This window comes from Streptomyces sp. NPDC005808 (assembly GCF_042871385.1).
GTDB lineage: Bacteria > Actinomycetota > Actinomycetes > Streptomycetales > Streptomycetaceae > Streptomyces.
In genome coordinates this window covers 610226-635214 of record NZ_JBIAIK010000003.1, presented here as the reverse complement: position 1 = coordinate 635214, position 24989 = coordinate 610226, and the positions used below count along the sequence as shown (strand labels likewise).

General features: G+C 70.9%; 22 protein-coding genes. 12 read left to right on the top strand and 10 right to left on the bottom strand.

What is annotated here, in order from left to right:
• Nucleotides 1–181 precede the first annotated feature (181 nt).
• Entirely contained in the window at nucleotides 182–802 is a 621-nt protein-coding gene (locus ACFYPC_RS10070) for a TetR/AcrR family transcriptional regulator (protein WP_388673279.1), read from the bottom strand.
• 64 nt (nucleotides 803–866) lie between these two features.
• Entirely contained in the window at nucleotides 867–2453 is a 1587-nt protein-coding gene (locus ACFYPC_RS10065; RefSeq protein ID WP_388673278.1) for an MFS transporter, read from the bottom strand.
• A 218-nt stretch (nucleotides 2454–2671) separates the two neighbouring features.
• Between ACFYPC_RS10065 and panB the strand changes: the two genes are divergently transcribed.
• From panB to ACFYPC_RS10050, 3 genes are all read left to right on the top strand, one after another.
• Nucleotides 2672–3559 carry a 3-methyl-2-oxobutanoate hydroxymethyltransferase gene (gene panB, locus ACFYPC_RS10060; RefSeq protein ID WP_388673276.1) on the top strand — a complete coding sequence of 296 codons (888 nt, stop codon included), beginning with the start codon at nucleotides 2672–2674 and terminating at the stop codon, nucleotides 3557–3559.
• Nucleotides 3560–3771: 212 nt separating this feature from the next.
• On the top strand, nucleotides 3772–4797 hold the full coding sequence (locus ACFYPC_RS10055; RefSeq protein ID WP_388673273.1) for an ATP-binding cassette domain-containing protein: 1026 nt from the start codon (nucleotides 3772–3774) through the stop codon (nucleotides 4795–4797).
• Entirely contained in the window at nucleotides 4794–5618 is an 825-nt protein-coding gene (locus ACFYPC_RS10050) for an ABC transporter permease (protein WP_388673271.1), read from the top strand. Before ACFYPC_RS10055 ends, ACFYPC_RS10050 begins: the two co-directional genes overlap by 4 nt.
• 40 nt (nucleotides 5619–5658) lie before the next feature.
• Here ACFYPC_RS10050 and ACFYPC_RS10045 read toward each other — a convergent pair whose 3' ends face one another.
• Nucleotides 5659–8919: a BTAD domain-containing putative transcriptional regulator gene (locus ACFYPC_RS10045; RefSeq protein WP_388673269.1), complete on the bottom strand. Its 3261-nt coding sequence runs from the start codon at nucleotides 8917–8919 to the stop codon at nucleotides 5659–5661.
• Between the two features lie 221 nt (nucleotides 8920–9140).
• Here ACFYPC_RS10045 and ACFYPC_RS10040 point away from each other — a divergent pair, with 221 nt between their 5' ends.
• Nucleotides 9141–9941 (top strand): site-2 protease family protein, encoded by an 801-nt coding sequence (locus ACFYPC_RS10040; RefSeq protein ID WP_388673267.1) that lies wholly within the window; start codon nucleotides 9141–9143, stop codon nucleotides 9939–9941.
• Here the strand turns inward: ACFYPC_RS10040 and ACFYPC_RS10035 are convergent.
• The 3 genes from ACFYPC_RS10035 to ACFYPC_RS10025 are packed head-to-tail and all read right to left on the bottom strand — an operon-like array spanning nucleotide 9931 to nucleotide 12102.
• Nucleotides 9931–10152, bottom strand: coding sequence for a hypothetical protein (locus ACFYPC_RS10035; protein ID WP_388673265.1), 222 nt, complete (start codon nucleotides 10150–10152; stop codon nucleotides 9931–9933). The genes ACFYPC_RS10040 and ACFYPC_RS10035 overlap by 11 nt on opposite strands.
• A 53-nt stretch (nucleotides 10153–10205) precedes the next feature.
• Nucleotides 10206–10922: an NADPH-dependent F420 reductase gene (gene npdG / locus ACFYPC_RS10030; protein ID WP_388673263.1), complete on the bottom strand. Its 717-nt coding sequence runs from the start codon at nucleotides 10920–10922 to the stop codon at nucleotides 10206–10208.
• Nucleotides 10923–10959: 37 nt separating this feature from the next.
• Nucleotides 10960–12102 carry an exo-alpha-sialidase gene (locus ACFYPC_RS10025; protein ID WP_388673261.1) on the bottom strand — a complete coding sequence of 381 codons (1143 nt, stop codon included), beginning with the start codon at nucleotides 12100–12102 and terminating at the stop codon, nucleotides 10960–10962.
• Nucleotides 12103–12202: 100 nt separating this feature from the next.
• Between ACFYPC_RS10025 and ACFYPC_RS10020 the strand changes: the two genes are divergently transcribed.
• Entirely contained in the window at nucleotides 12203–12805 is a 603-nt protein-coding gene (locus ACFYPC_RS10020) for a hypothetical protein (protein WP_388673259.1), read from the top strand.
• Nucleotides 12806–13028: 223 nt separating this feature from the next.
• Nucleotides 13029–14357 (top strand): MFS transporter, encoded by a 1329-nt coding sequence (locus ACFYPC_RS10015; RefSeq protein ID WP_388673257.1) that lies wholly within the window; start codon nucleotides 13029–13031, stop codon nucleotides 14355–14357.
• Nucleotides 14358–14495: 138 nt separating this feature from the next.
• Here the strand turns inward: ACFYPC_RS10015 and ACFYPC_RS10010 are convergent, their stop codons facing one another.
• Entirely contained in the window at nucleotides 14496–14735 is a 240-nt protein-coding gene (locus ACFYPC_RS10010) for a hypothetical protein (RefSeq protein ID WP_388673255.1), read from the bottom strand.
• A gap of 58 nt (nucleotides 14736–14793) precedes the next feature.
• On the opposite strand from ACFYPC_RS10010, the gene map reads away from it, so the two are divergent.
• A complete protein-coding gene (gene map, locus ACFYPC_RS10005; protein ID WP_388673253.1) occupies nucleotides 14794–15651 on the top strand; it encodes a type I methionyl aminopeptidase in 858 nt (285 codons plus the stop codon).
• Nucleotides 15652–15865: 214 nt separating this feature from the next.
• Entirely contained in the window at nucleotides 15866–16525 is a 660-nt protein-coding gene (locus ACFYPC_RS10000) for a heme oxygenase (biliverdin-producing) (protein WP_388673251.1), read from the top strand.
• 120 nt (nucleotides 16526–16645) lie between these two features.
• Here the strand turns inward: ACFYPC_RS10000 and ACFYPC_RS09995 are convergent, their stop codons facing one another.
• The 3 genes from ACFYPC_RS09995 to ACFYPC_RS09985 form a co-directional block, all read right to left on the bottom strand.
• The gene (locus tag ACFYPC_RS09995) at nucleotides 16646–17296 is read right to left on the bottom strand and encodes a PhzF family phenazine biosynthesis protein (protein ID WP_388673249.1); all 651 of its coding nucleotides are present in this window, start codon (nucleotides 17294–17296) and stop codon (nucleotides 16646–16648) included.
• Between the two features lie 106 nt (nucleotides 17297–17402).
• Nucleotides 17403–18908 (bottom strand): HtaA domain-containing protein, encoded by a 1506-nt coding sequence (locus ACFYPC_RS09990; protein WP_388673247.1) that lies wholly within the window; start codon nucleotides 18906–18908, stop codon nucleotides 17403–17405.
• 138 nt (nucleotides 18909–19046) lie between these two features.
• Nucleotides 19047–20477 carry an HtaA domain-containing protein gene (locus ACFYPC_RS09985; RefSeq protein ID WP_388673245.1) on the bottom strand — a complete coding sequence of 477 codons (1431 nt, stop codon included), beginning with the start codon at nucleotides 20475–20477 and terminating at the stop codon, nucleotides 19047–19049.
• Nucleotides 20478–20678: 201 nt separating this feature from the next.
• Here ACFYPC_RS09985 and ACFYPC_RS09980 point away from each other — a divergent pair, with 201 nt between their 5' ends.
• The 4 genes from ACFYPC_RS09980 to efeO all read left to right on the top strand — a co-directional run bounded on the left by ACFYPC_RS09980 (nucleotide 20679) and on the right by efeO (nucleotide 24982).
• Nucleotides 20679–21710 (top strand): hemin ABC transporter substrate-binding protein, encoded by a 1032-nt coding sequence (locus ACFYPC_RS09980; protein ID WP_388673243.1) that lies wholly within the window; start codon nucleotides 20679–20681, stop codon nucleotides 21708–21710.
• Nucleotides 21707–22837: a FecCD family ABC transporter permease gene (locus tag ACFYPC_RS09975; RefSeq protein WP_388673241.1), complete on the top strand. Its 1131-nt coding sequence runs from the start codon at nucleotides 21707–21709 to the stop codon at nucleotides 22835–22837. The genes ACFYPC_RS09980 and ACFYPC_RS09975 overlap by 4 nt, the downstream gene beginning before the upstream one ends.
• A complete protein-coding gene (locus ACFYPC_RS09970; protein WP_388673239.1) occupies nucleotides 22834–23655 on the top strand; it encodes a heme ABC transporter ATP-binding protein in 822 nt (273 codons plus the stop codon). The genes ACFYPC_RS09975 and ACFYPC_RS09970 overlap by 4 nt, the downstream gene beginning before the upstream one ends.
• A gap of 187 nt (nucleotides 23656–23842) precedes the next feature.
• On the top strand, nucleotides 23843–24982 hold the full coding sequence (efeO, locus tag ACFYPC_RS09965) for an iron uptake system protein EfeO (RefSeq protein ID WP_388673237.1): 1140 nt from the start codon (nucleotides 23843–23845) through the stop codon (nucleotides 24980–24982).
• The last annotated feature ends 7 nt before the right edge of the window (nucleotides 24983–24989 follow it).

Sequence of the window (24989 nt, the reverse complement as noted above, 5' to 3'; positions counted from 1 at the left end):
ACGACCCTAGGGGATGATCGGTGTCCTTCCTGCCGTCCCATGACGGCCGTACGGGCACGAGGACGCGCAACCTGTGGTCCGGAGTTCCGAATGCGGAGGTGGAACGCGTCCCCTGTGACAAAACGTGCACATACGGCCCGTCAGAAATCGGCCGGACCGTCCGGTGAGTGGGCCGCTCGAACTACGGCTCGGCAGGGCTCAGTCCCACCAGCAGCGCGTCCACGATCCGTTCCGCGAGGTCTTCGGGGAGTTCGGCGTCGGGGCGCAGGAGTGCCCGGACGAGCATGGGGCCGACGAACATGTCGTTGAGCAGTTCGACGTCCAGGTCTTCGCGGAGTTCGCCGTTGCGCTGCCCGCGGCGGAGGACTTCGAAGGCGATCTGGCGGCGCGGTTCGATGACCGTCGCGTGGTAGGCGTTCCAGACCTTGGGGCTGCTCTTCATCTGCGCGTAGACGTTGTGCAGGATCAGTGACGAGCGGCTGGCCAGGCCGCGGCGCCGCACGTGCTCCAGGATGACGATCAGGTCCTCGCGCACCGAGGTGCCGGGGAGTTCCGCGTCCGGCGGCTCGGCGGCGCGCAGGACGTCGACGAAGAGGGCCTCCTTGCCGCTCCAGCGGCGGTAGATGGTCGCCTTGCCGACACCCGCGGTGCGGGCGACCCGCTCGATGGAGACCTCCCCGAGGGGTACGCCCTCCTCCAGGAGCTTCATCACGCCCTCGATGATGGAGCGTTCCACGGCCTCGCTGCGGGGGCGCCCCCGTGGGGGGCCCTCGTGGCTGTCCCGGCTGCCGGCGAGGCTCACGTCGAACTCCGTTCCTTGATCGGACCTGGGCTGATTCTCCCTGGAGTGGCGCGGCTCGTCAGCGCTACGCCTTCACCAACTCCGTCTCCTTCCCGCTGCCCTGCGGCGCGGGGGTCCTGCCCGGCAGGAACAGGAACACGACCAGCGCGCCGATGACGGCGACACCCGCACCGCACAGGGCGGTGACGTGCATGGCGTGCAGGAAGGCGTCGTTGGCGGGGGTGATGAGGCTCTTGCCCTCGGGGCCGAGCCGGGCGGCGACGCCGAGAGTGGCCTCGATGGACTCGCCCGCGGTGTGGCGCAGGCCGGCCGGGACCAGGGAGAGCTTGTCCTCGATGCTGTTGCGGTAGGCCGTGGAGAGGACGGAGCCGAGTACGGCGATACCGAGGGCGCCGCCGACCTGGCGGAAGGTGTTGCTGAGGGCGGACGCGGATCCCGCCTTCTCACGCGGCAGGGCCTGCATGATCACCACGCTGGTCGGGGTCATGATGTGCGCCATACCGGTGCCCATGAAGAAGAAGATGACTTCCAGGATCCAGATCGGCGTGTCCGCCTCCAGCGTGGCGAACGCCGCCAGCATCGCGGCGATCATCAGCAGCCCCGCCGTACAGGTGGCCTTGTTGCCGAAGCGGTCGACGACGAGGCGGGCCCGCGGCGCGAAGATGAGCTGGGCGACGGCGAGCGGCAGCATCAACAGGCCGGTCTGGAGCGGCGAGTAGCCCCGCACGCTCTGTGTGTAGAAGACCGAGAAGAAGGTCACGCCCATCAGCGCGAAGAAGACGAGGGCGATGGCGGACATCGCGGCCGAGAAGACCTTGTTCTTGAAGTAGGTGACGTCGATGGACGGGTGGTCGCTGCGCTTCTCGAAGACGACGAAGCCGACGAGCACCGCGATTCCGGCCCCGATGGTCGCCAGGACCGCCGGGTCGGTGAAGTCGGCCAACTGGCCGCCCTTGATGATGCCGTAGACCAGCAGGACGAGACCGACGACGGACAGGACCACGCCGACGGGGTCGACGCGTCCGGGGTTCGGGTCGCGGGAGTCCGGGACCAGCCAGATCATCAGGACCAGCGCGATGAGCACGATCGGCACGTTGACCAGGAAGACCGAGCCCCACCAGAAGTGGTCGAGGAGTATGCCGCCGGTGATCGGGCCGATCGCGATGGCGAGGCCGACGCCGCCCGCCCAGATGCCGATGGCCTTGGGCTGCTCGTCGCGCTCGAAGACGTTCATCAGGACGGAGAGGGTGGCGGGCATCACGAACGCGGCGCCGAGGCCCATCACCGCGCGGAACGCGATGAGCTGTACCGGGGAGCCGGACTCGGCGGCCAGGGCGGAACCTATGCCGAACACGACGAGACCGGCGAGCAGCACCTTCTTGCGGCCGAGCCGGTCGCCGAGGAGGCCCGCGGTGAAGAGCAGTCCGGCGAAGACGAGGGTGTAGGCGTTGATGGCCCACTCCAGCTCGCCCTGGGTGGCGCCCAGGCCGATGGGCTCGGGGGTCGAGATCGTCTTGATCGCGACGTTCAGGATCGAGTTGTCGAGCACCACGATCAGCAGGCTCAGCATGAGCACGCCGAGGATGGCCCAGCGGCGCCTGTGCACCGCCTCGGGCACGTGTCGTTCGGAAGCGGGAGCGGAAGTTGTCATGGCGACCAGCCTAACGACATTCGATACGACACCGTCTCGTATCGTAAATGCTTTACGGAGACCTTACAAAGGGACCTAGGTCGCAGGGCGGAGGCCCTGGAGCGCGGTCTCCCGGGCGTCCCGGCCCCGGTCTAGCCGCGCGTGGCACGAGGTGCCACCATGGAGGTGATCCGGGGACGCCGTCAGGGTGCCTCGAGATGACAGAAGGAGCCGTTGCGATGACGCAGATTTCGGCTGCCGCGAAGCAGTCCGCGGAGGGTGTCCGCCCGTCCACCGACAGCAGCAAGGCGCTGTACGGGGGCAAGAGCACCCGCCGCATCACGGTGCGCGACATCACCGCCGCCAAGGAGCGCGGCGAGAAGTGGCCCATGCTCACCGCGTACGACGCGATGACCGCGTCCGTCTTCGACGAGGCCGGCATCCCGGTCATGCTCGTCGGCGACTCGGCGGGCAACGTCCACCTGGGATACGAGACCACCGTGCCCGTCACCATGGACGAGATGACCATGCTGTCGGCCTCGGTCGTACGAGGCACCTCGCGTGCCCTGATCGTGGGCGACCTGCCCTTCGGCTCCTACCAGGAGGGCCCGGTCCAGGCGCTCCGCTCGGCCACCCGCCTCGTCAAGGAGGCCGGGGTCGGCGCGGTGAAGCTGGAGGGCGGCGAGCGCTCGCACCGCCAGATCGAGCTCCTGGTCGAGTCCGGGATCCCGGTCATGGCGCACATCGGCCTGACCCCGCAGTCCGTGAACTCCATGGGCTATCGGGTGCAGGGCCGCGGCGAGGAAGCCGCCCAGCAGCTGCTGCGCGACGCCAAGGCGGTCCAGGACGCGGGCGCTTTCGCCGTCGTCCTCGAGCTGGTCCCGGCGGAGCTGGCCGCCGAGGTCACCCGCACCCTGCACATCCCGACGGTCGGTATCGGCGCGGGCCCCGACACGGACGCGCAGGTCCTCGTGTGGACGGACATGCTCGGCCTGACCGGCGGCAGGATGCCGAAGTTCGTCAAGCAGTACGCCAACCTGCGCGAGGTCATGGGCAACGCGGTGAAGGCGTTCGCCGACGACGTCATCGGCGGAACGTTCCCGCTGGACGAGCACTCCGTGCACTGAGATCAACTGAGGACCTGGGGGCCACCGAGACCTGAGGTCCACCGAGCCACTGCGGCACAGAAGCAACCCGCCGAACATCCCCCGTCGGCGGGTTGCTGCCCGTTTTTGCGCCGTGCCGCTGACCTGCGCGGACATCCCGCTGTCGGCGAGGTGTCGGGAGCTGTGGGCGGGCTGTCGGTGGTTTGTCGGTGGCGGCTGGCACCTTGATGGTCATGACGCGAATCGACAACAAGCCCCGTAGCGGCCAGAGCGCCGTGACCGTACGGGGACTGGTCAAGCACTACGGCGAGACCAAGGCGCTGGACGGTGTGGACCTGGATGTGCACGAGGGCACCGTCCTCGGTGTGCTGGGTCCCAACGGCGCCGGCAAGACCACCCTCGTCCGGGTGCTGTCCACCCTCATCACCCCCGACTCCGGCCGGGCGACGGTCGCCGGTTACGACGTGCTGAAGCAGCCCCGGCAGCTCCGCCGCGTGATAGGCCTCACCGGCCAGTACGCCGCGGTCGACGAGAAGCTCTCCGGCTGGGAGAACCTGTACATGATCGGGCGGCTGCTCGATCTGCCCCGCAAGGACGCCCGCCGGCGTGCCGACGAGCTCCTTGAGCGCTTCTCCCTCGCCGAGGCCGGCAGGCGCCCGGCGGCGACGTACTCCGGTGGTATGCGCCGCCGGCTCGACCTCGCCGCCTCCATGATCGGCAACCCGGCCGTGCTGTACCTGGACGAGCCGACGACCGGCCTCGACCCGCGCACCCGCAACGAGGTGTGGCGCGAGGTCAAGCGGATGGTCGCCGACGGTGCCACCGTGCTGCTCACCACCCAGTACATGGAGGAGGCCGAGCAGTTGGCCTCCGAGCTGACGGTCATCGACCGCGGCAAGGTCATCGCCAACGGCCGGATCGACGAGCTGAAGGCGAAGGTCGGCGGCCGCACCCTGCGCGTCCGTCCGGTGGACCCGCTGGAGCTGCGCCCGCTGGCCGCGATGCTCGACGAACTGGGCCTCACCGGCCTCGCCGCCTCCGTCGTGGACACCGAGGCAGGCTCCGTCCTGGTCCCGATCCTCAGCGACGAACAACTCACCGCGGTGGTCGGCGCGGTCACCGCGCGCGGCATCACCATCGGCTCGATCAGCACCGAACTGCCCAGCCTGGACGAGGTGTTCCTGTCCCTCACCGGTCACAAAGCCAGTGCCCCGCAGGACAGCACCCCGGCCCGCGCCTACGAGGAGGTCTCCGCATGAGCACCGCCGTCATCGATGCCCCCCTCGCCGCGAAGGACGAGGGCCGCATCAGCCCCCGCGCGCACGCCCGCCACATCGGCGCCCTGGTCCGCCGCAACCTGCTGTGGATCCGTCAGGACCCCGAGTCGATGTTCGACGCCATCCTGATGCCGGTCGTCTTCACCCTGCTGTTCGTGTACGTCTTCGGCGGCTCCATCGGCCAGTCGCTGGGCGGCGGCCAGGAGGCGTACGTCCAGTACGTGGTGCCCGGTCTGATGGCCATGACGGCGATGAACATCGCGATGGCCGTCGGCACCGGCTTCAACGAGGACTTCCAGAAAGGGGTGATGGACCGCTTCCGCACCCTGCCGATCGGCCAGGGCTCCGTGCTCTTCGCCAAGATCGTGGTGGAGCTGATGCGGATGCTCGTCGCGACGACGGTCCTCATGATCGTCGGCGTGCTGGTGGGCTTCGACATCACGAACTGGCCCGGCCTGTTCGCGTCCATAGGGCTCTCCGCCCTCTTCGGCACCTCCCTGATGTGGATCTTCCTGGTGCTCGGTGTGACGCTGAAGAACGCGCAGTCGGTGCAGGCGCTGGGCTTCCTGGTCCTGATGCCCCTGCAGTTCGGTTCGTCGATCTTCTCGCCGACCCGGACCATGCCCGGCTGGCTCCAGGCCTTCACGGACTACAACCCGCTCTCCTCGCTCGCGGACGCCTCGCGTGGACTCATGGTGGGCGGTCCCGTCGCGCACGACCTGTGGGTGACCCTCGGCTGGACGGCGCTGATCACGGTGGTGATGGCGCCGTACGCGATCCACAAGTTCCGCACGAAGTCCTGACGTCGGGCACGCCGAGCGACTGCCCTCGGTCCGGTCCGCGTCAGATGAGGGCGGCGGCCTCCTCCATGGAGAGCCCGCCGCCCTCGGCGTACCCGTCCTGGTACGCCGCGTCGTCGAGTACGGCCCGCAGACCGGCCTCCGCCAGGACGCGCATCTCGTGCTCCGCGGGGGCCGCGAAATGACCCGGCGGCAGGAAGCGGTCGGCGGCGCCGAGGAGCCGGACCGCGTCGCGGGCGCGGTCGGCGCCGTACAGGCCGGTGAGGGCGACGACGGCGGTGGTCAGATGTGTGGAGATCAGGTTCGGCATGACCATCCGCGACAGCGGGTCCAGGGACCGCTCCACGGCCCGCCGCGCCTTGTCCCGCGCGTCCGCGTACCGTCCGTCGACCGCGTCCAGCCAGGCGTCCATCCCGAGCACGTACCCGTCGAAGATCACGAACGTGCTGGCCCCGAACTCCTCACGCAGCAGCCGCAGTTGCTCGCGGGCCTCGTCGATCCGGCCACTGCGGCCGAGCCACATGGCGAGGAAGAGCCGGCCCGCGGGCATCGCTTCGTTGACGGCGCCCAGGCTTTGCGCGAGCACCTCGCGCAGCATCCGCTCGCCCCGCTCCGGCTCGCCCAGCTCGATGTACATGCTGCCGAGGCGGACACGCAGCACCGCCGCCTGGGCACGGGCACCGAGCCGTTCGGCGTACGCCATCGCCTCCGCGTAGTCCGCGGCGGCCGGCCCGTACTCACCCCGGCGCTCATGGGCCTCACCGCGCGCCGAGAGCGCCTCGGCCGCGCCCCAGGCGTCGCCGACGCGGCCGAAGATCTCCAGCGCCTCGTCGGCGTCGCGGGTCGCGTCGCCCGCCCAGTCGGCGCGGTTGGCGAGGATGTTGGCGCGCATCTGGAGGGCGACGGCGAGTTCCCATTCGAGGCCGAACTCGCGGCAGGTGGCGACGGTCACGTCGACGACGGAGCGCATCCGGCCCATGTCGCCGGTGAGCAGGACGGCGTAGAACCAGAGGCTGCCGGGGCTGCGGCAGGTCTGCGGCAGCCCCGGCGGGTAGGTCTCGGCGATGACGCGCAGCCTCGCCTGGGCCTCCGGGGTCTGCCAGCCCTCCAAGTCCATGTCCATCCCGGCGAGATGGACGAGGTGCACCCCGCGCCGCGCCTCTTCGAGGACCTCCGGGCGCAGCGGCGGCGGGGTGGCGGTGACGCTCTCGTACAGCGGGGGGACGGGGCGCGCGGGTGGTGCGAACGGGTCGGGGCCGAGGGCCATGACCTCGGTGGACCAGGTGCGGGCCTCGATGCGCTGGTCGCGCATCTGCCAGTACCAGTGGAGCGACAGGACGAGGCAGACGGCCTCCTGCTCGTCGCGTTCGGTGACGGCGTGCCGCAGGGCGGTGCGCAGGTTCTCGTACTCGCGTTCAAGGAGCGCGATGGCGGCGGCCTGGCCGTGGCCGCGCAGTGCGGGGTCGGTGGTGCGGGCGAGTTCTCGGTAGTAAGTGAGGTGGGCGCGCTCGGTGGTGGCCCGGTCGCCGGACTCCTCGAGGCGTTCGCCCGCGTACTCGGCGACGGTCTCCAGGAGCCGGTAGCGCATGCCGCCGTCCGCCGAAGGGGCGGCCACGACGAGGGACTTGTCGACGAGGGAACCCAGCGACTCCAGCGCGGTGGGGCCGCAGACGGCCTCGGCGGCGGCGAGATCGCAGCCGCCGGCGAACACGGACAGCCGCCGCAGCACATCGCGTTCGTCCTCGTCGAGCAGGTCCCAGGACCAGTCGACGACCGCGCGCAGGGTCTGCTGCCTCGGCAGGACCGTACGGGCCCCCGAGGTCAGCAGGCGGAACCGGTCGTCGAGGCGGTCGGCGATCTGCCGCGCGGTGAGCAACCGCAGCCGGGCGGCGGCGAGTTCGATGGCGAGCGGCAGTCCGTCCAGGCGCAGGCAGATCTCGGCGGCCGCCGCCGGATCGTCCTCGACCCGGAATCCCGGCCGGGCCGCCGCCCCCCGGTCGGCGAGCAGCCGCAGCGCCACGGGCTCGGGCAGCGGCTCCACCGGGCGCAGCAACTCCCCCGGTACGCCGAGGGGTTCACGGCTGGTGGCGAGCACCGTCAGTCCGGGGCAGCGCTCAAGGAGCTCCTCGACGAGGTGCGCGGCGGCGTCCACGACGTGCTCGCAATTGTCGAGGATCAGCAGCATGCGGCGCTTGGCGCAGTGCTCGGCGAGCCGGTTGAGGGGGTCGTCGTGCCGGTCGGCGACCGCTCGCATCTCCTCGGCGCCGGCACCGCGCAGTACGGTCTCGCGCGCCCCGACGGCGGTGAGCACCGCCTCGGGCACGGCCTTCGGGTCGTCCACCGGGGCGAGTTCGGCCAGCCACACCCCGTCGCGCGCCGCGTACGCCACGGCCTCCGCCGCCTCCTGCGAGAGCCGTGTCTTCCCCGCTCCGCCGGGTCCGAGCAGGGTCACGAGCCGGGCCGCCGCGAGGTCGCCCCGGATGGTGTCGATGTCGGCCTCGCGTCCGACGAAGGAGGTGAGCCGGGCGCGGAGGTTGCCGGGGCGGGCTGGTTGCGGCGCGGGGGCGCTCGGAGGCGCCGGGGTCAGCAACTCGGTGTGCAGGGCGCGTAGTTCGGGTCCCGGGTCAGAACCGAGGCGGTCGGCGAGCAGCTGCCGTACGGACTCGTACGCGGCCAGGGCCTGAGCCGGTCGGCCCGCGTCGCGCAGGGCGCGCAGCCGCAGGGCCTGGAGAGGCTCGTCGAGGGGGTGGCTGTCGCAGAGGGCGGTGAGTTCGGGCAGCGCCTGTTCGGCGCCGCCGAGGGCGAGGGCCGCGGTGAAGCGGGCGCGGCGCACGTCGAGGCGGCGGGTCTCCCAGCGGGCCGCCTCGGCGGTGCGGTCGGGGAGGTCGGCGAGGGCCGGGCCGTGCCACAGCGCGAGGGCGTCGTCGAGGACGGCCGCCGCCTTGGCGGGGTCGCCGTCGGCCAGCGCGCGGGTGCCCTCGCCCGCCAGCCGCTCGAAACGGTGCAGGTCGATGTCGTCCCGGCCCGCGGTCAGCCGGTAGCCGCCCTCGTCAGAGTCCACCGCGTCCGCGCCGAGCGCCCTGCGCAACCGCCCGACCAGCGCCTGGACCGCGCGGGGCGCGTCCGCCGGCGGGTCGCCGTCCCACACCTCGTCCACCAGAACGGACACCGGCACGGTCCGTCCGGTCCGCAGCGCGAGGACGGTCAGCAGGGCACGCAGCCGCGCCCCACCGACCGGGACTGGCGTGCCGTCGGAGCGGAGTGCCTGGGTGGTGCCGAGGATGCGATAGCGCACGGGGCCCATTGTCACTGGTGACGGCCCGGGCCCGCTTCCGGGTTTCGGACCCAGGTGATCCGGGAGAAGTCGAGGAGGACGTCTGCGATCGTCACGGCAGGCATCTCCTCGGCCGAACCGCTCGCGGCGTAGCGAGTGTCAGGAACCTCTGGCCGTCCGCAGGACGTTCTTCCCAGACCACCGGTACGGTCGACCGCACACCTCCCAGCCCACCCCAGGAGTCCCACCCCATGACCACCACAGCCTCCCGGCGCAGTGACCGGAGGATCAGCCCCGTCTTCATCGGGATCGTGGCCGTGACGGCGGTGACCGGCTGGGCGACCTGGACCGGGTTCGCCGAGCAGCCCGGTCTGGCCGTGTTCCTGTTCGTGACGGCCGCGTGGATCGTCTCCCTCTGTCTGCACGAGTACGCCCACGCGCGCACCGCCCTGCACAGCGGGGACATCTCGATCGGCGCGAAGGGTTACCTGACGCTCAACCCGCTCGCCTATACGCACGCGCTCCTGAGCATCGTCCTGCCCGTCCTCTTCGTGATCATGGGCGGGATCGGTCTGCCGGGCGGTGCGGTCTTCATCGACCGGAGCAAGATCCGGGGACGCTGGAAGCACAGCCTGATCTCGGCGGCGGGCCCGCTGACCAACGTCCTCTTCGCCATCGTCTGCACGGCGCCGTTCTGGCTGGGCGCCCTGGACGGCGTGCCGGATCCGTTCCGCTACGCGCTGGCGTTCCTCGCGATGCTCCAGATCACGGCCGCGATCCTGAACTTCCTGCCGGTGCCGGGCCTCGACGGCTACGGCGTCATCGAGCCCTGGCTGTCGTACAGCGTCCGCCGTCAGGTGGAGCCGTTCGCGCCGTTCGGCCTGCTCGCCGTGTTCGCGGTGCTGTGGATCCCGTCGGTGAACACCGCGTTCTTCGACGCGGTCTACTGGATCCTCGGCGGCCTGGGGATCGACGACGTCGAGCGCTACTGCGGTCAGAACCTGTACCGCTTCTGGGACGACGTCAACGCGTACTGCACCGTCACCCAGTGACCGAGCCCGAGCCCGAGCCCGTACGCATCCTGCCGCGCCGCGCGTAGTACCACGCCATGTTCGACGACAGCCCGGCCAGCAGCACCCACACGATCCCCAGCAGACTGCCCTGGACGAAGGAGACCACGGCGGCGGCGACGGCGAGGACGCAGACCACGAGTGCGTAGAGGGCCAGTCGCCGGGCCGGGGCGGGTGCGGGCAAGGGGGGCATGAGATCGGCTCCTGTCGGGGGACACTGCTTGTCACCAGTGTCCCCCACCCGACTTATACGTCCGTCACCCGCAGGCCCGCATGGGCCTTGTAGCGCCGGTTCACCGAGATCAGGTTGGCGACCAGGGACTCGACCTGGTGGGCGTTGCGCAGCCGCCCGGAGAAGACGCCGCGCATGCCGGGGATGCGTCCGGCGAGCGCCTGCACGATCTCGACGTCCGCGCGCTCCTCCCCCAGGACCATCACATCGGTGTCGATCTCCGCGATCTCCGGGTCCTGGAGGAGGACGGCCGAGAGGTGGTGGAAGGCCGCGGTGACCCGCGAGTCCGGCAGCAGGGCGGCGGCCTGCTCGGCGGCACTGCCCTCCTCCGGCTTCAGCGCGTACGCGCCCTTCTTGTCGAAGCCCAGCGGGTTGACGCAGTCGACGACGAGCTTGCCGGCCAGTTCCGCGCGCAGGGACTCCAGGGTCTTGCCGTGTCCGTCCCACGGCACCGCGACGATCACGATGTCGCTGCGCCGCGCGCACTCCGCGTTGTCGGCACCCTCGACGCCGTACCCGAGTTCCGCGGCGGCGCTCTGCGCGCGGTCCGCGGCACGCGAGCCGATGATCACCTTCTGGCCCGCCTTGGCGAGCCGGTAGGCCAGGCCCTTGCCCTGGGGGCCGGTGCCGCCGAGTACGCCGACGACGAGCCCGGACACGTCGGGGAGGTCCCAGGGGTCCTTGGCGGGGGCCTTCTGGGCGGCGGTCGGTGCGTTGTCAGTAGAGGTCATGGGCCGACTTTACGTGCGCGGATCCCGGGCGTGCGGGTCAGGTGAGGGCCGTCACGGGGATGCGGCGGAAGGTGATCGTCTCGTACGCGCCGAAGTCGCCCGTCTCGTAGAGGAGTCCGACGGTCCCGGCATCGACACGGACGAGATCGGAGTACGCGGCGGGCAGTCCGTCGACCGTGTGCGCGGTGCGCCAGGTGACGCCGTCGTCGGTGGAGGCGCGGACGGTCATCAGGGCGCGGTGGCGGGGGGCGGCGGGGCCGGAGTAGATGAGCAGGTCGGGGTCGCGGAGCTGGAGGACGCTGCCCTGGACGACGGGGGTGGTGAGACCTGCCTGCGGGCGGAAGGGTTTGACCAGGGTCTCGCCACCGTCGCGGGAGTAGGCGTCGGCGCGGGTACCGGGGGCGGATGAGTCGTTGCGGGTGTTGAAGTAGACGCGCCCGTCGGGGAGTTCGGCAGCCGTGGTCTCGTTCGCGTTGATGTAGCCGCTGGGGTTGTCGTCGACGTACCCGATGCGCCAGGTCCGGCCTTCGTCGTCGCTCAGCAGGCAGTGGCCGCCGTCGTACTTGCCCTCGGTGCCGTTGTCCGTGCCCTTCGGCGGGAGGGAGTGGTTGGCGGGGACGACGACCCGGCCGGAGGTCAGCTGGAGGGCGTGGCCCGGCGTGGTGGCGTACCACCGCCAGGTCTCCCTTTTGGTCTGCGCGGTGACGTCCGTGGGGCTCGACCAGGTGAGGCCCTCGTCGTCACTGTGCTGGACCCAGACGCGGCGGCCGTCGGCGGCCGACACCTCGCCACGGCGGATGGCGGCCTCGGTGGCCTCGGCCGCGTTGCGGATGTGCACGAGCAGGACGCGGCCGCTGTCGAGGACGACGGGGGCCGGGTTGCCCGCGAGGTGCTCGCCGTTCTCGGCGGCGACCTCGAGCGGGCCCCAGGTGCGTCCCCCGTCCGTGGACCGCTTCAGCACGATGGCGATGTTCCCGAAGTCCTGCCGGGAGCCGACCCTCCCCTCGCAGAAGGCGAGCAGGGTCCCGTCGGCGGTGGCGACGACCGCCGGGATACGGAAGCTGGCGTAGCCGTCCTGGCCCGCCTCGAAGGGGACCGACGTCTCGATGCCCTCGATGTCGTCGGTGACCTCAGAGCCCTCGGTGTTCTCGGTGTCCTCGATGTCCTCGGTGCTTGTCATGCGTCTCTTCTTACCGCTTGACCCGGCCCATTGCCCAACTTGGGCTAATTCGGGGTGAACTCCGTGTCACGGGCGGCCGGTTGCGGCAGGATGTGTGCCCATGGATGCCGTACGGGTCGCATTGCTGCGCGAAGTGCTCGCCGGGACCGAGTGGTTGGGGGCCACGCGAAGGTTCGCGGGGGTGTTGCGGGGGTCCGTGGTGTCGTACGGCGGCGGATTGCTGCTGGTGGGTACGGAGGAGTACGAGCCCTGGCATCTCGCCGCGCATCTGGTCGACGAGGCGGCGTGGTCGGGGACGCCGGAGCTGTCGCCGACGCTGGTGCGGCATGCGGCGCGGGGATCGGATCCGGCCCATCTGGCGGTGGGGCTCGGGCGTATCGAGGCCGCGCGGCGGGGGGAGACGTTGCTCGTGGTGTCGCCGGGCGCGCCCGGGGCGCCGCTCCTGGAGCGGGTTCATGACGCGCGGCGGGCCGGGGCGACCGTGCTCGCGCTGTCCGCGGGGGGTCCTGAGCTGTCGGCGCTGGCTCACGAGTCGCTTGCCGTGCCGGCCGATCCTGAGCTGGACCTCGATACCGTGCAGCATCTTGTGAGTGCGGGGGCTGGGGAGAGTGCGTTGCCTGCGCCGCGGGGGCGGCGCCGCTTTCGTGACCGGCTGTCGCGTCTCGCGGATCAGTTGACCGCACCGCCGTCCGCGCGGTGGTGACGGGGTCGCGGTTTTCGTCCGGCGGGAGTGTGCGCGCCGCTTCGCGGATCTCCGGCGGACAGAATTGACGGTCTCCGGTGCGCGGCGGTGACGGGGTCCCGGCCTTCGTACGGCGGGAGTGTGCGCGCGCCGCTTCGCGGTTCTCCGGCGGACAGCCTTCGTCGGTCTCCGTGACCGAAAATCAGTTGCCTCCCGTGGGAGCCTCCGCCCAGCATGGCCCGTCGTGACCGACGACGACCCCGCACCCTCCCCCTCCCCCTCCACCTCCCCCGGGCTCCGTTCGCTGCTGCCGGACCTCGCGCCCTGGCGGGCCTCCGCCGAGTTCCGTCGGGTGTGGGTGGCCGGGCTGATCACGACCTTCGGGAGTTTTCTGACCTTCGTCGCTCTGCCCGTGCAGATGAAGGAACTCACCGGGTCCGCGGTGGCGGTGGGCGCGATCGGGGCCGTGGAACTGGTGCCGATGGTGGTGTTCGGGCTCTACGGCGGGGCGCTCGCCGACGCCCTGGACAAGCGGAAACTGATCGTCTACACCGAGGCCGCGCAGGGGGTGCTGTGCGCCGCGCTGCTCGTCAACTCGACTCTGCCGCACCCGACCGTGTGGCCGCTGTACGTGGTCGCCGGACTCAGCTCCGCACTCGGCGCCGTCCAGCGCCCCGCGTTGGACTCGCTCCTGCCCCGGATCGTGGCGCACGAGCACCTGCCGGCCGCGGCCTCGCTCAACGCGCTGCGCTGGACCGTCGGCGGCGTCGCGGGCCCGGCGCTCGCGGGTGTCGTCGTGGCCTATGCCGGGCTCGGCTGGGCGTACGCCGTGGACCTCGTGACCTTCCTGGCGTCCGTGGTACTGGTCGTCGGGCTGACGGCGTCACCCGCGGCACACGAGGCCGCGAAGCCGTCGCTGCGGTCGATCGCGGAGGGCGCCCGGTACGCCTGGAGCCGCAAGGAGCTCCTCGGCACGTACGCCGTCGACCTTGCCGCGATGTTCTTCGCGATGCCGCTCGCCCTGCTCCCCTTCCTCGCGGACGAACTCGGGGCCCAGTGGTCGCTGGGGCTGATGTACGCGGCGCTGCCCGCCGGGGCACTGCTCGTGACCCTCACCAGCGGATGGACCTCGGGTGTCCACCGGCACGGGCGGATGGTGGTCCTCGCGGCGGTCGGCTGGGGATTCGCCATGGTCGCCGCGGGTGTGGTGGGCAACGTCTGGCTGGTGCTGCTCTTCCTCGTCCTCGGCGGCGCCTTCGACATGGTCAGCGGGATCTTCCGGGCCGCCATGTGGAACCAGACGATCCCGGACGAACTGCGGGGCCGGCTCGCCGGAATCGAGCTGCTGTCCTACTCCGCCGGGCCGCAGCTCGGGCAGGTCCGTGCGGGCGGCATGGCGGCATGGACGAGTGTCCGGACCTCGATCTGGGCGGGCGGGCTGCTCTGTGTGGGCGCGGTGGGGCTGCTGGCCCTCTGCCTCCCGAAGCTGATGACGTACGACGTGCGGACGAATCCGCATGCGCAGCGGATGCGGGACGCGCGGCAGGCGGTCAGCGGGGTTTCGTCGACTTGACGCCGGTGGGGGTAAGCCCTGCCTGCGGCCGGGCTTACCCCCACCCGCATCACCCGTAACCGTCAGCTGACAGGCGCGGGTTTCCAGCGTCGGCTCAGCACCATGGGCGGCCGCGGGTCACCCGCCACCCCGGCGGCCTCAGTCCTCCCGCTCACCCTCCGGCGCCGCACCCTTCGCGTCGTGCCACTTCGGGTCCGTCTCCCATTCGAGGTTGCGTTCGCGGGCGATTTCCATCGCGCGCTGGGCCTCGGCCCGGGAGGCGTAGGGACCGAAACGGTCCTTGCCGGGGCAGTCGGGGCCTTCCTCGACGGTCTTGTGTTCCAGGCAGTAGTACCACTCGCCGGGCTTGCCGACGGTGCGCTTCTTGAAGAGGGCCATGACCGGCTCCTTTCGCCACGGACATGGTCCCCCACGCCCGCTGGTTAGACTCGCTGACATGTCTGGCCAGTCGCTGCTCGTACCAGGGGAGCTCTCTCCCACCCGTCCCGTCCCGGGAAACATCAGGCGCCCCGAGTACGTGGGCAAGCCCGCCCCCACGCCGTACACCGGCCCGGAGGTGCAGACGCCCGAGACGATCGAGGCGATGCGGACCGCCGGGCGGATCGCCGCGCGGGCGATGGCCGAGGCCGCGAAGCTCATCGCGCCGGGCGTCACGACGGACGAGCTGGACCGGGTCGCGCACGCCTACATGTGTGACCACGGCGCCTACCCCTCGACCCTCGGCTACCGCGGCTTCCCCAAGTCGCTGTGCACCTCCGTGAACGAGGTCATCTGTCACGGCATCCCCGACTCCACGGTGCTGCGCGACGGCGACATCATCAACCTCGACGTGACGGCGTACATCGGCGGTGTCCACGGCGACAACAACGCCACCTATCTCGTCGGCGACGTCGACGAGGAGAGCAAACTGCTCGTCGACCGGACCCGCGAGTCGCTGGAGCGCGCCATCAAGGCGGTCAAGCCGGGCCGCCAGATCAACATCATCGGCCGTGTCATCGAGTCGTACGCGAAGCGGTTCGGATACGGGGTGGTCCGGGACTTCACGGGACACGGGATCAGCTCCTCCTTCCACTCCGGGCTGATCATTCCGCACTACGACAGCCCTCACGCGACGACCGTCATCCAGCCCGGGATGACCTTCACGATCGAGCCGATGCTCACGCTCGGCACACACGAGTACGACATGTGGGACGACGGCTGGACGGTCGTGACGAAGGACCGCAGGCGGACGGCGCAGTTCGAGCACACCCTGGTCGTCACCGACAGCGGCGCCGAGATCCTCACGCTGCCGTAGCCCTCGGTCCAACAGCGCTTCCGAGCCTCACAGCCCGCCCCATTCCCGGGGCGGGCTCTTCTATGTGGGTCTGATCGCGATTCGGGGTACGTTTTTACCGACAGCACGTCGGGAAATTTTACCGACAGGACGTCGGGAACCAGTTGACTTAGGTAAGCCTAACCATAGAAAATGCGACTGGCTGCTGCCTTGTACTTACCACCGGAGGTCCACCATGAACTCGTCGGATACGGCGTTCTCGACGCTCATCCGTACCGCTTCGCACGAGCAGCACACGGAGGCGGAGACCTCGACGTTCATGAGCGATCTGCTCGGCGGCAGGCTCGGCGTGGAGGCGTACGCGCGCTACACCGAGCAACTGTGGTTCGTGTACGAGGCGTTGGAGGCGCACGCCGGCAAGCTGGCGTCCGATCCGGTGGCCGGGCCCTTCATCCAGCCCGAACTGTCGCGCCGCGCCGCTCTGGAGGCCGACCTCGCCCATCTCCGGGGCCCCGACTGGCGCGCGACCCTCACCGCACTGACCGCGACCCGTGCCTACGCGGCCCGCGTCGCCGAGTGCGCCCGCACCTGGCCCGGCGGCTACGTCGCCCATCACTACACCCGCTACCTCGGCGACCTCTCCGGCGGCCAGATCATCCGCGGCAAGGCCGAACAGACCTGGGGCTTCGCCCGCAAGGGCGACGGCGTGCGCTTCTACGTCTTCGAGGACATCACCAACCCCGCCGCCTTCAAGCGCAACTACCGCGAACTCCTCGACGCCATCCACGCCGACGACCTGGAGAAGCAGCGCATCGTGTCCGAGTGCAAGCGGGCCTTCGCGCTGAACACCGATGTCTTCCATGCCCTTGGGGAGGAGTTCCCCCTCAGCGCGTGATGTTCCAGCCCGTCCGGCGTTCGAGGACGAGCACGTTCGGCGCGACAAGGGTGCCTGGGGGTGGAGCCCCCAGGAGCGGGGGTCGGGCAGGGGCGGAGGGGGCGAACAGATCCACCCGCCTCACCCCCGCATCAGCCGCACCCGGCCCCCCACCTCGACCCATCCCCCCGGCTGCGGCGCCGTAAGGATCTGAGACCCTGCCCCCTGGACGATGTTGAGCGCCCGCCCCAGTCGATCCGTCAGCAACAGCGCGGCCGCCCCCGTCGCCTCGTCCTCGACAACACCGTCGTCCCGGCCGGGAAACGCCCGCGCCCGTACCCGCCCCGCGGCCTCGTCCTCCCATGCCCAGGCGTAGATCCACTCCCCGGTCGGCGGCACCGGCAGCGCGTCGACCTCGGCGGCGGAGGAGTACTGCCGCAGAGTACGCGCGGGTGCCCACTCCGCCCGAGCCTCGATCCAGCTGAACTCACCGTCGTCCAGCCGGACTCCCACCACCCCGGCGGGCGTGACCAGTTCGGGCACATCGAGCAGCCAGCCCACCCCGACGCAGGGATGCCCGGCGAACGGCAGCCGCAGCGTGGGCGTGTAGATGTCGATGATTCCGCGCTCGGGGTCGTCCACGAACACGGTCTCGCTGAACCCGAGTTTCGCGGCGAACGCCTGCCGCTCCTCGATGTCCGGCATGAGGGAGCCCTCACGGACGACCCCGAGCTCGTTGCCGTATCGCCCGCCGGGCCCGCAGAAGACCCGCAGCACGTCGTAGTCAGTCACTCCGGCATTCAAACACCACCTGCGTGACAAGTCCGCCCCAGCCCACCGGGCCGCCGAAGGCGACCGGGGCCGGGGCGGGTTGCCGCACCAATGGGGGCGGACCTGCCTAGGCCGTGAGCCGCCTGCGCGTCGCGACCACCACACCGGCGCCCGCCGCGACGATCACCGCGGATGCGGCGCCGAGTGCGCCGACCGGTACGTCCGAGCCGGTCGAGGCGAGCGAACCGCTCGTGCCGCCGGTTATGGAGCCGGTCGTGGAGCCGGTCGTGCCGGTGCCGCCCGTGGTACCGGACGTACCCGAGCCTCCCGAGGTGCCGGAGCCACCGGTGGCCGACTCGCCGCCGTCCTCAGGCAGTTGGGCGTCCTCGTCCACCGCCACGGCCAGGTCCACCGGGTCCAGCTCGGTGCCCGCCGTGTAGAATCCGCCGAAGGCCTTCGCGCCGGCGTCCGTCAGCGTGGCCGTGACGTCGTCGAGCTCGATCACGCCGTCCTGGACGGTGAGTTGGCCCGAGGCGGCCTTGAGCTCGGCGAGGACGACGTCCTCGGACTTCGCGCCGAGGCTGTCGACGTCGGCGGTCAGTTCGCCGGAACCGCCGTCCAGTTCGGTCTTGAGGTCGCTGAGGGTCAGGTCGAGGCCGTACTCGCCGTTCGTCTCGTGGCCCTTGAAGTTCACGGCGCCCGCGAAGGCGGCGGAGAGGGTGTCGGCGTCGGTGTCGTAGGTGCCGGTACCGTCGACGAAGGTGAAGACGCCGTTGCCGGTGGCCTGGGTCGCGCCGCCGGATGCGGTGATGCTGCCCTGGGCGACGCTTCCCACAACGTACGAACGGAAGGACTCCTTCACGCCCCAGCCGAGCGTGCCGTCGACGATCTCACCCTTGGTCGCGGAGCTCTCGGAGGGCGAGGGGCCGGTCGTCTGCGTGGGCGACGGCGTCGTGGTCTGCGTGGCCGTCGGCGTCGGGGTCGGTGTGGCTGTCGTGGTCTTCGTGGGGGCCGGCGTTGTGGGCGGGGTTGTGGGCGGGGTCGGTGTCGGCGTCGTCTTCTGCACCAGCGTCAACGGGTCCCCGGCCGCGTTCTCGTAGCTGGCGCTGCCGAGGACGTCCGCCGCCTCCGCCGTCAGCTTGGTCGCCATGTCCTTCATGTCCCGGGTGACGGTCACCGTGGCGAGCGGCGTGTCGTCCGTCGTCGTCGTACCCGCCGCGGTGGTCTTCGTCACGTCGGCGGTGAGTTCGGTGGTGGCGCTGTCGAACTTCACGTCGGACAGGGTGATGTCGAAGCCGTGCGCCTTGGAGACGATGTTCAGGGTGCCCTTGAAGCCGAGGTCGAGCGTGTGCGCCTCGGGGTCGTAGGTACCGGTGCCGTCCACGAAGGTGAACGCGCCGTTGCCCGTGGCCTGCGTGGCGCCGTCCGCGGGCGTGAAGGTGCCGGCCGCCATCCCGGTCACGTACGTGCGGTACGACTGCTTGATCCCCCACGTCAACTCATAGCCGGCGAGGGGGGTTTCGGCCGCCGCGGCGGTGGTCGCGCCGACGGTGGCGAGCGCGGTGGCGCCCAGTGCGGCGGCCGTGGCGACAGCTGCGGCAAGGGCGAGAGGGCGGCGTGCTCTGGCAGGCATGGTGAGTGTTCTCCTTGGTGGGTGGTCCGGCCGGGCGGCGGACGGTGTACGGGAGTTCAGTCCTCGTCGGGGACTGTGGCGAACGGTGTACGGGAGTTCAGTCCTCGTCGGGGGCTGCGGCGGACGGTGTACGGGAGTTCAGTCCCCGTCGGGGACCGCGGCGGCCGTGCGGGCGCGGCGCCTGCGGACGACGAACGTGTAGGCCGCGCCCGCCACCAGCAGGGAACCCGCCACCAGGCCGATGTGCAGGACCGGTGCGCCGTCGGAGGTGTTCGCGGCGGCCTCGGTCGTGTCGGTCCCGGCGTCGGTCGCCGTCCGAGGGGCCGAAGCGGATGGGCTCGCGGTGGCCGAACTGCCCAGGTCGGGCAGGGCGGGCAGCGCCGCGTCATCGGTGAGGGCGACGGCGAGCGAGAGGGGATCCATCGCCGTTCCCGCCTGGTACATCCCGCCGAAGGCCTTGGCGCCCTGGGCGGTGAGCTTCGTCGGGACCTCGGTCAGCTCGACGAGGTCGTCCCGCGGGGTGAAGTCCTTCGCCGTGAAGGTGGCGATCGCGACCTTCTTTCCGGTGAAGTCCGCGCTCGTCACATCGGCGTACAGCGTGCCCTTGGCGTCCTGGACGGTCACCCGGACGCCGCTCAGCTTCAGGTCGAGACCCTGTTCGCCGGTGAAGCGCACCGCGCCGTCGAACTCCGCCTCCAGCGAGCGTGCGCCCTTCTCGTACGTCCCCTCGCCGGCGGGAAAGCGGAAGAGCGCGCCGCCGTCCTGTGCCCCCGCCGACAGGGTCCACCCGCCCTGGGCGATGTCCCCCGTGACGTACTCGCGGAAGGTGCGGCGCACGCCCCAGTCGACGGCGCCGTTCGCGATGGCGCCCGAAGTCTCCTTCTCCTCCGCGGACTTCGAGGGCGTCGGCCTGTCAGTGCCCGACGGCTTCGGCTCGGCCGCCTGCACGTCCGCGGACAGGCTCAGCGGGTCCAGCGCCGTACCGGCCGTGTAGTACCCCGCGAAGGACTGCGCGCCCGCGGAAGTCAGCGTGGCGGGAAGGTCGTTGAGCTGGACGGCGTTGCCGCCGCCCCTCATGTCGATCCCGCCGAGGGAGAGGGAGGCGAAGGGCACCTGCGAGGACGTCGTGACCGTCCCGGTGCCCTTCGCCTTGCTGAGAATGTCGACGTAGAGGGTGCCGCTGCCGCCGGAGATACGGACGGTGGGGCGGCTGATCGTGAGGTCGAGCTGGTAGGTGCCGTCGTCCTCCTTGTGCCCGACGAAGTGGACCCCGCCGGAGAAGGCGGCGGAGAAGGCGCCGGTGTCGCCGTCGTACGTGCCCGTCGCCGAGTGGAAGCGGAACTCGCTTCCACCGACCGTGGCCGCACCGCCGGTGAGGGAGTAACTCCCCTTGGCGATGGGCCCGGTGACATAGCTCTGGAAGGAGGACTTGATGCCCCAGTCGAGCCGGCCGCCCTGCACGGTGCGGCCGGCGGCGTGCGCGGCGGTGGCGGGCAGCAGCGCCCCCAGCAGAGCTCCGAGCGCGGTCACACAGACCGCGGTGATCAGGGCCCTCGGGCGCACGGGCATGGGTGTCCTCCGGGTACGAAGTCAGGATCCGGCCTCTCCTGGCGGGAAAGGTAAGGCTAACCTAAGCTATGCCTCGCATGTGCCGGAAGTGGCGGGATGAAGACCGGGGGCGGGATGAAGACCGACCGGGAGCCGGATGAAGCCCGATCGCCGGTTGAAGACCGAGTTGAAGACCGAGAGGACGGATGGACGACGATGAGGATGAGGGACGGGACAGCGCACCGTCGGCGCACACGAATGGCGGGCGCCCTGCTCTCCGCACTCGCCGTCCTGACGGCCGCGACCGGATGCGGAGGCTCCGCCCAGAGCGCGGAGTCCGCGAAGGAGACCTCGCAATCGGCGTCCGCCACCGCCGACCGGGTCGAACCCCTCGCGGATCCCGCGAAGCCCCAACTCCCCGTCACCGTCAGCTCGTCCGACGGCAAAAGGGTGACAGTCCGGGCCGCCGACCGGATCGTCCCGCTCTCCGGCAGCCTCAGCGAGATCGTCTTCACGCTCGGGCTCGGTGACCGGGTCGTCGCCCGTGACATCACCGCCACCTTCGCGCAGGCGGAGAAGCTGCCTGTGGTCACCCGCAACCACGACGTCTCGGCGGAGAGCGTCCTCTCCCTCGAGCCGGACCTCGTCCTCGCCGAGACGACGACCGGGCCCGACGAGGCCATGGAGCAGATCCGCGACGCCGGCGTCCCCGTCCTCGTCGTCGACCCGGCGCTCGGCCTCGACGACGTCGGCCCGCGCATCCAGGCGGTGGCCGACGCCCTCGGCGTGCCGGCCGACGGGAAGCGGCTCACCCTGCGCTCGGAGGACCGGATCGCCGCCGTACGCAAGGCGATTCCGGCCCGCGAGGAGCATCCGCGCGTCGCCTTCCTCTATCTCCGCGGCACCGCCTCCGTCTATCTCATCGGCGGCAAGGGCTCGGGAGCCACCTCGCTGCTCGAAGCGGCCGGAGCGGTCGACGCGGGCGCCGAGTCGGGCCTGGAAAAGGACTTCTCGACCATCACCACCGAGGCCCTGGCCCAGGCCGCACCGGACGCGATCCTCGTGATGACCAAGGGACTTGAATCGGTCGGCGGGATCGACGGCCTCGTCAAGATCCCCGGTGTCGCGCAGACCCCGGCCGGGATGGAACGCCGGGTCGTCTCGATCGAGGACGGGGTGCTCCTCAACTACGGTCCGCGCACGGACGAAGTCCTCAAGTCGATCGTCGAGCAGCTGTACGGGGATTCCCAGTGACCGTGCGCGAGGAGGCGCTGCCCGAGCACACCCGGGCGCAAAGTCCCGTACCCGGGAAGCCCGTTGGAGGCCAGGAGGGCCCCGCTGCCCGCTCCCCGCGCACCACCCGCTGGTTCCTCGCCGCCGGGCTCGTCGCCGCCCTGCTCGTGCTGGTGCCCGTCGCCGCGGGACTCGGCGCCTATCCGATCCCCATCGGTGACGTACTCGGCTCCGTGCAGCACCGGATCGGCCTGGGCGGGGCCGAGTTGGACCGGGTCGCCGAGTCGGTGCTGTGGAACGTCCGCTTCCCACGGATCGTGCTCGCACTGCTCGTCGGTGCCTCGCTGGGCTGTGCGGGAGCGCTGATGCAGGGCGTGTTCGGCAATCCGCTCGCCGAGCCGGGGGTCATCGGCGTCTCCTCGGGCGCTGCGGTCGGCGCGGTCGCCGCGATCTCGCTCGGCCTGAACTTCCTCGGTACGTGGACCGTTCCGGCCTTCGCCTTCGTCTCGGGGCTCGGCACGGTGCTGCTCGTGTACGCGATGTCGCGCTCGGGCGGACGGACGGAGGTGGTGACGCTGATCCTCACCGGCATCGCGCTGAACGCCTTCGCGGGTGCGCTGATCGGGCTGTTCATCTTCTTCGCGGAAAGCACCGCGGCGGTCAACCAGATCACTTTCTGGCAGCTCGGCTCGCTCGCCCAGGCCACCTGGCCCAAGGTGCTCGCCGTACTGCCCTGCGCGGTCGCCGGTCTGGCCCTGGCGCCTTTGTACGCCCGGCGGTTGGACCTCCTGGCGCTCGGCGAGCGGCCCGCCCGACACCTGGGCGTGGACGTGGAGCGGCTGCGGATCATCCTGGTGTTCGTCATCGCGCTGCTGACCGCCGCGGCCGTCAGCGTCTCCGGGATCATCAGTTTCGTCGGTCTCGTCGTGCCGCATCTGCTGCGGATGGCGGCGGGACCGGGGCACCGGTTCCTCGTTCCGGCCGGCGCGCTGTGCGGCGCGCTCGTGCTGCTCGGCGCCGACCTCGCGGCCCGTACCGTCGCCGCCCCCGCCGAACTCCCGCTCGGCGTCCTCACCGCCCTGCTCGGCAGCCCGTTCTTCCTCTGGCTGCTGCGCAGGACCCGTCGCAGGCAGGGAGGCTGGGCATGAGGTTCCCGCGGACGGGGCGCCCCACGCCCCCTCCCCCGGCCGCGCCCGGCGACGTACTCGCCGAGGCCGAGGGACTCCATGTCCGGCTCGGCGCCCGCGAGGTGCTGTGCGGCGTGGACGTCACCGCCCGGGCCGGCGAGGTCCTGGCCCTTGTCGGCCCCAACGGCGCTGGAAAGTCGACCCTGTTGGGCGCGCTGGCGGCCGATCTGCGGCCCTCCGCCGGAGTCGTACGCATCCATGGCCGCCCGGCCGCACAGTGGTCCGCGCCCGAACTCGCCCTGCGCCGCGCCGTGCTTCCCCAGTCGGCCGCGCTCTCCTTCCCGTTCACGGTCGACGAGGTCGTACGGATGGGCCGGGCGCCCTGGGCCGGACAGTGCGACGCAGACGAGGTGGCCGTGGCCGAGGCCATGGCGGTGACGGAGGTCGCGCCGTTCGCGGGCCGTCCCTTCTCGGCGCTGAGCGGCGGTGAGCGGGCGCGGGTCGCGCTCGCCCGGGTGCTCGCCCAGCGCGCTCCCCTGCTGCTGCTCGACGAGCCGACCGCCGCTCTCGATCTGCGGCACCAGGAGCTGGTGCTCCGGGTCTGCCGGGAAAGGGCGCACGCGGGGGACGCCGTGGTCGTGGTGTTGCACGATCTGGGGCTCGCGGCGGCGTACGCGCACCGGGTGGTGATTCTGAGCGCCGGGCGCGCGGTGGCCGACGGGCCGCCGGCCGGGATCTTCACCGACGCCTTGCTCTCGGACGTCTACAAGCAGCCGGTCGAGGTGTTTCCGCACCCGCGCACCGGCGAGGTCCTGGTGAGCCCGCGCCGCCTGTCTTGACCAGCTCTTTACCATCCCATGGGGTACAGATTGAGCCACCGTGATCCGGCCGCGCTCCTACACCCTCCATGAGAGCTGAATCACTCGACGGGTGGGTATCGCTCAGGTAAGCCTCAGATAAGTTAAGTCCGCCTCACCTGGATCTACGCCTTTCCTGTGAACCCGCCGAGCCCCGCTTGGAGCCTGAATGCGCCCCGTCCGACTCTCCGCCGTCACCGCCGTCGCCGGTGCGGTGGTTCTGACCGCCGTCACGGGCTGCACAGAGAAAAGCGACGCTTCGAGCAGCGACAACCTCATTGCGGTGACCGCCACCGACTCCACGTGCGAGGTGTCCAAAACGGAGTTCCCTGCCGGGCACGTCGAGATATCCGTGGAGAACAAGGGCTCCAAGGTGACCGAGATCTACCTCCTCTTCCCGGACGACCGGATCGTCACCGAGCGCGAGAACATCGGCCCGGGCACCAAGCAGACGGTCACCGCCGAGGTGAAGGCCGGCGACTACCGGATCGCCTGCAAGCCGGGCATGAAGGGCGACGGCATCCGCCAGGACGTCAAGGCCACCGGCGGCACGGTGGCCAAGCGCGACCCGCGGCTCGACGAGGCCGTCGCCGCCTACCGCGCGTACGCGCAGGCGCAGGCCGACCAGACGCTGCCCAAGGTCAAGATCTTCACCGACGCCGTCAAGGCAGGCGATCTGGAGGCCGCGAAGAAGGCGTACGCGCCCTCGCGCATCGGCTGGGAGCGCACCGAGCCGGTGGCCGAGTCCTTCGGCGACATCGACCCGAAGGTCGACGTCCGCGCGGACGGCCTGGAGGACGGCCAGGAATTCACCGGCTGGCACCGCCTGGAGAAGGCCCTCTGGCAGGACAAGAAGATCACCGCCGAGGACAAGACCCTCGCCGACCAGCTGGTGACGGACCTGACCGACTGGCAGAAGCGGGTGGGCAAGGCCGACATCACGCCTACCTCCATGGCCAACGGCGCCAAGGAACTCCTCGACGAGGTCGCCACCGGCAAGGTCACCGGCGAGGAGGAGCGCTACTCGCACACCGACCTGGTCGACTTCAAGGCCAACATCGAGGGCGCACAGGAGTCCTACACGCTCCTCAAGCCGGTCGCCGGCGAGAACGACGCGGCGCTGACGAAGGAGCTGGACAAGCAGTTCGCGGCGCTGAACACGCTGCTCGACAAGTACCGCGCGGACAAGACCTCCTACGAGTTCACCTCGTACGACAAGGTCGCCGACGCCGACCGCAAGGAACTCTCGGACGCGGTCAACGCGCTTGCCGAGCCCCTGTCCAAGCTCGCCGCCGCCGTCGTGAAGTAGCCGAGGG

Bases quoted from the DNA above. Each gene is read 5' to 3' on its own strand.
- ACFYPC_RS10065 (WP_388673278.1), bottom strand. From the start codon at position 2,453: ATGACAACTTCCGCTCCCGCTTCCGAACGACACGTGCCCGAGGCGGTG.
- panB (WP_388673276.1), top strand. From the start codon at position 2,672: ATGACGCAGATTTCGGCTGCCGCGAAGCAGTCCGCGGAGGGTGTCCGC.
- ACFYPC_RS10055 (WP_388673273.1), top strand. From the start codon at position 3,772: ATGACGCGAATCGACAACAAGCCCCGTAGCGGCCAGAGCGCCGTGACC.
- ACFYPC_RS10050 (WP_388673271.1), top strand. From the start codon at position 4,794: ATGAGCACCGCCGTCATCGATGCCCCCCTCGCCGCGAAGGACGAGGGC.
- ACFYPC_RS10045 (WP_388673269.1), bottom strand. From the start codon at position 8,919: ATGGGCCCCGTGCGCTATCGCATCCTCGGCACCACCCAGGCACTCCGC.
- ACFYPC_RS10040 (WP_388673267.1), top strand. From the start codon at position 9,141: ATGACCACCACAGCCTCCCGGCGCAGTGACCGGAGGATCAGCCCCGTC.
- ACFYPC_RS10035 (WP_388673265.1), bottom strand. From the start codon at position 10,152: ATGCCCCCCTTGCCCGCACCCGCCCCGGCCCGGCGACTGGCCCTCTAC.
- npdG (WP_388673263.1), bottom strand. From the start codon at position 10,922: ATGACCTCTACTGACAACGCACCGACCGCCGCCCAGAAGGCCCCCGCC.
- ACFYPC_RS10025 (WP_388673261.1), bottom strand. From the start codon at position 12,102: ATGACAAGCACCGAGGACATCGAGGACACCGAGAACACCGAGGGCTCT.
- ACFYPC_RS10020 (WP_388673259.1), top strand. From the start codon at position 12,203: ATGGATGCCGTACGGGTCGCATTGCTGCGCGAAGTGCTCGCCGGGACC.
- ACFYPC_RS10010 (WP_388673255.1), bottom strand. From the start codon at position 14,735: ATGGCCCTCTTCAAGAAGCGCACCGTCGGCAAGCCCGGCGAGTGGTAC.
- map (WP_388673253.1), top strand. From the start codon at position 14,794: ATGTCTGGCCAGTCGCTGCTCGTACCAGGGGAGCTCTCTCCCACCCGT.
- ACFYPC_RS10000 (WP_388673251.1), top strand. From the start codon at position 15,866: ATGAACTCGTCGGATACGGCGTTCTCGACGCTCATCCGTACCGCTTCG.
- ACFYPC_RS09990 (WP_388673247.1), bottom strand. From the start codon at position 18,908: ATGCCTGCCAGAGCACGCCGCCCTCTCGCCCTTGCCGCAGCTGTCGCC.
- ACFYPC_RS09985 (WP_388673245.1), bottom strand. From the start codon at position 20,477: ATGCCCGTGCGCCCGAGGGCCCTGATCACCGCGGTCTGTGTGACCGCG.
- ACFYPC_RS09980 (WP_388673243.1), top strand. From the start codon at position 20,679: ATGAGGGACGGGACAGCGCACCGTCGGCGCACACGAATGGCGGGCGCC.
- ACFYPC_RS09970 (WP_388673239.1), top strand. From the start codon at position 22,834: ATGAGGTTCCCGCGGACGGGGCGCCCCACGCCCCCTCCCCCGGCCGCG.
- efeO (WP_388673237.1), top strand. From the start codon at position 23,843: ATGCGCCCCGTCCGACTCTCCGCCGTCACCGCCGTCGCCGGTGCGGTG.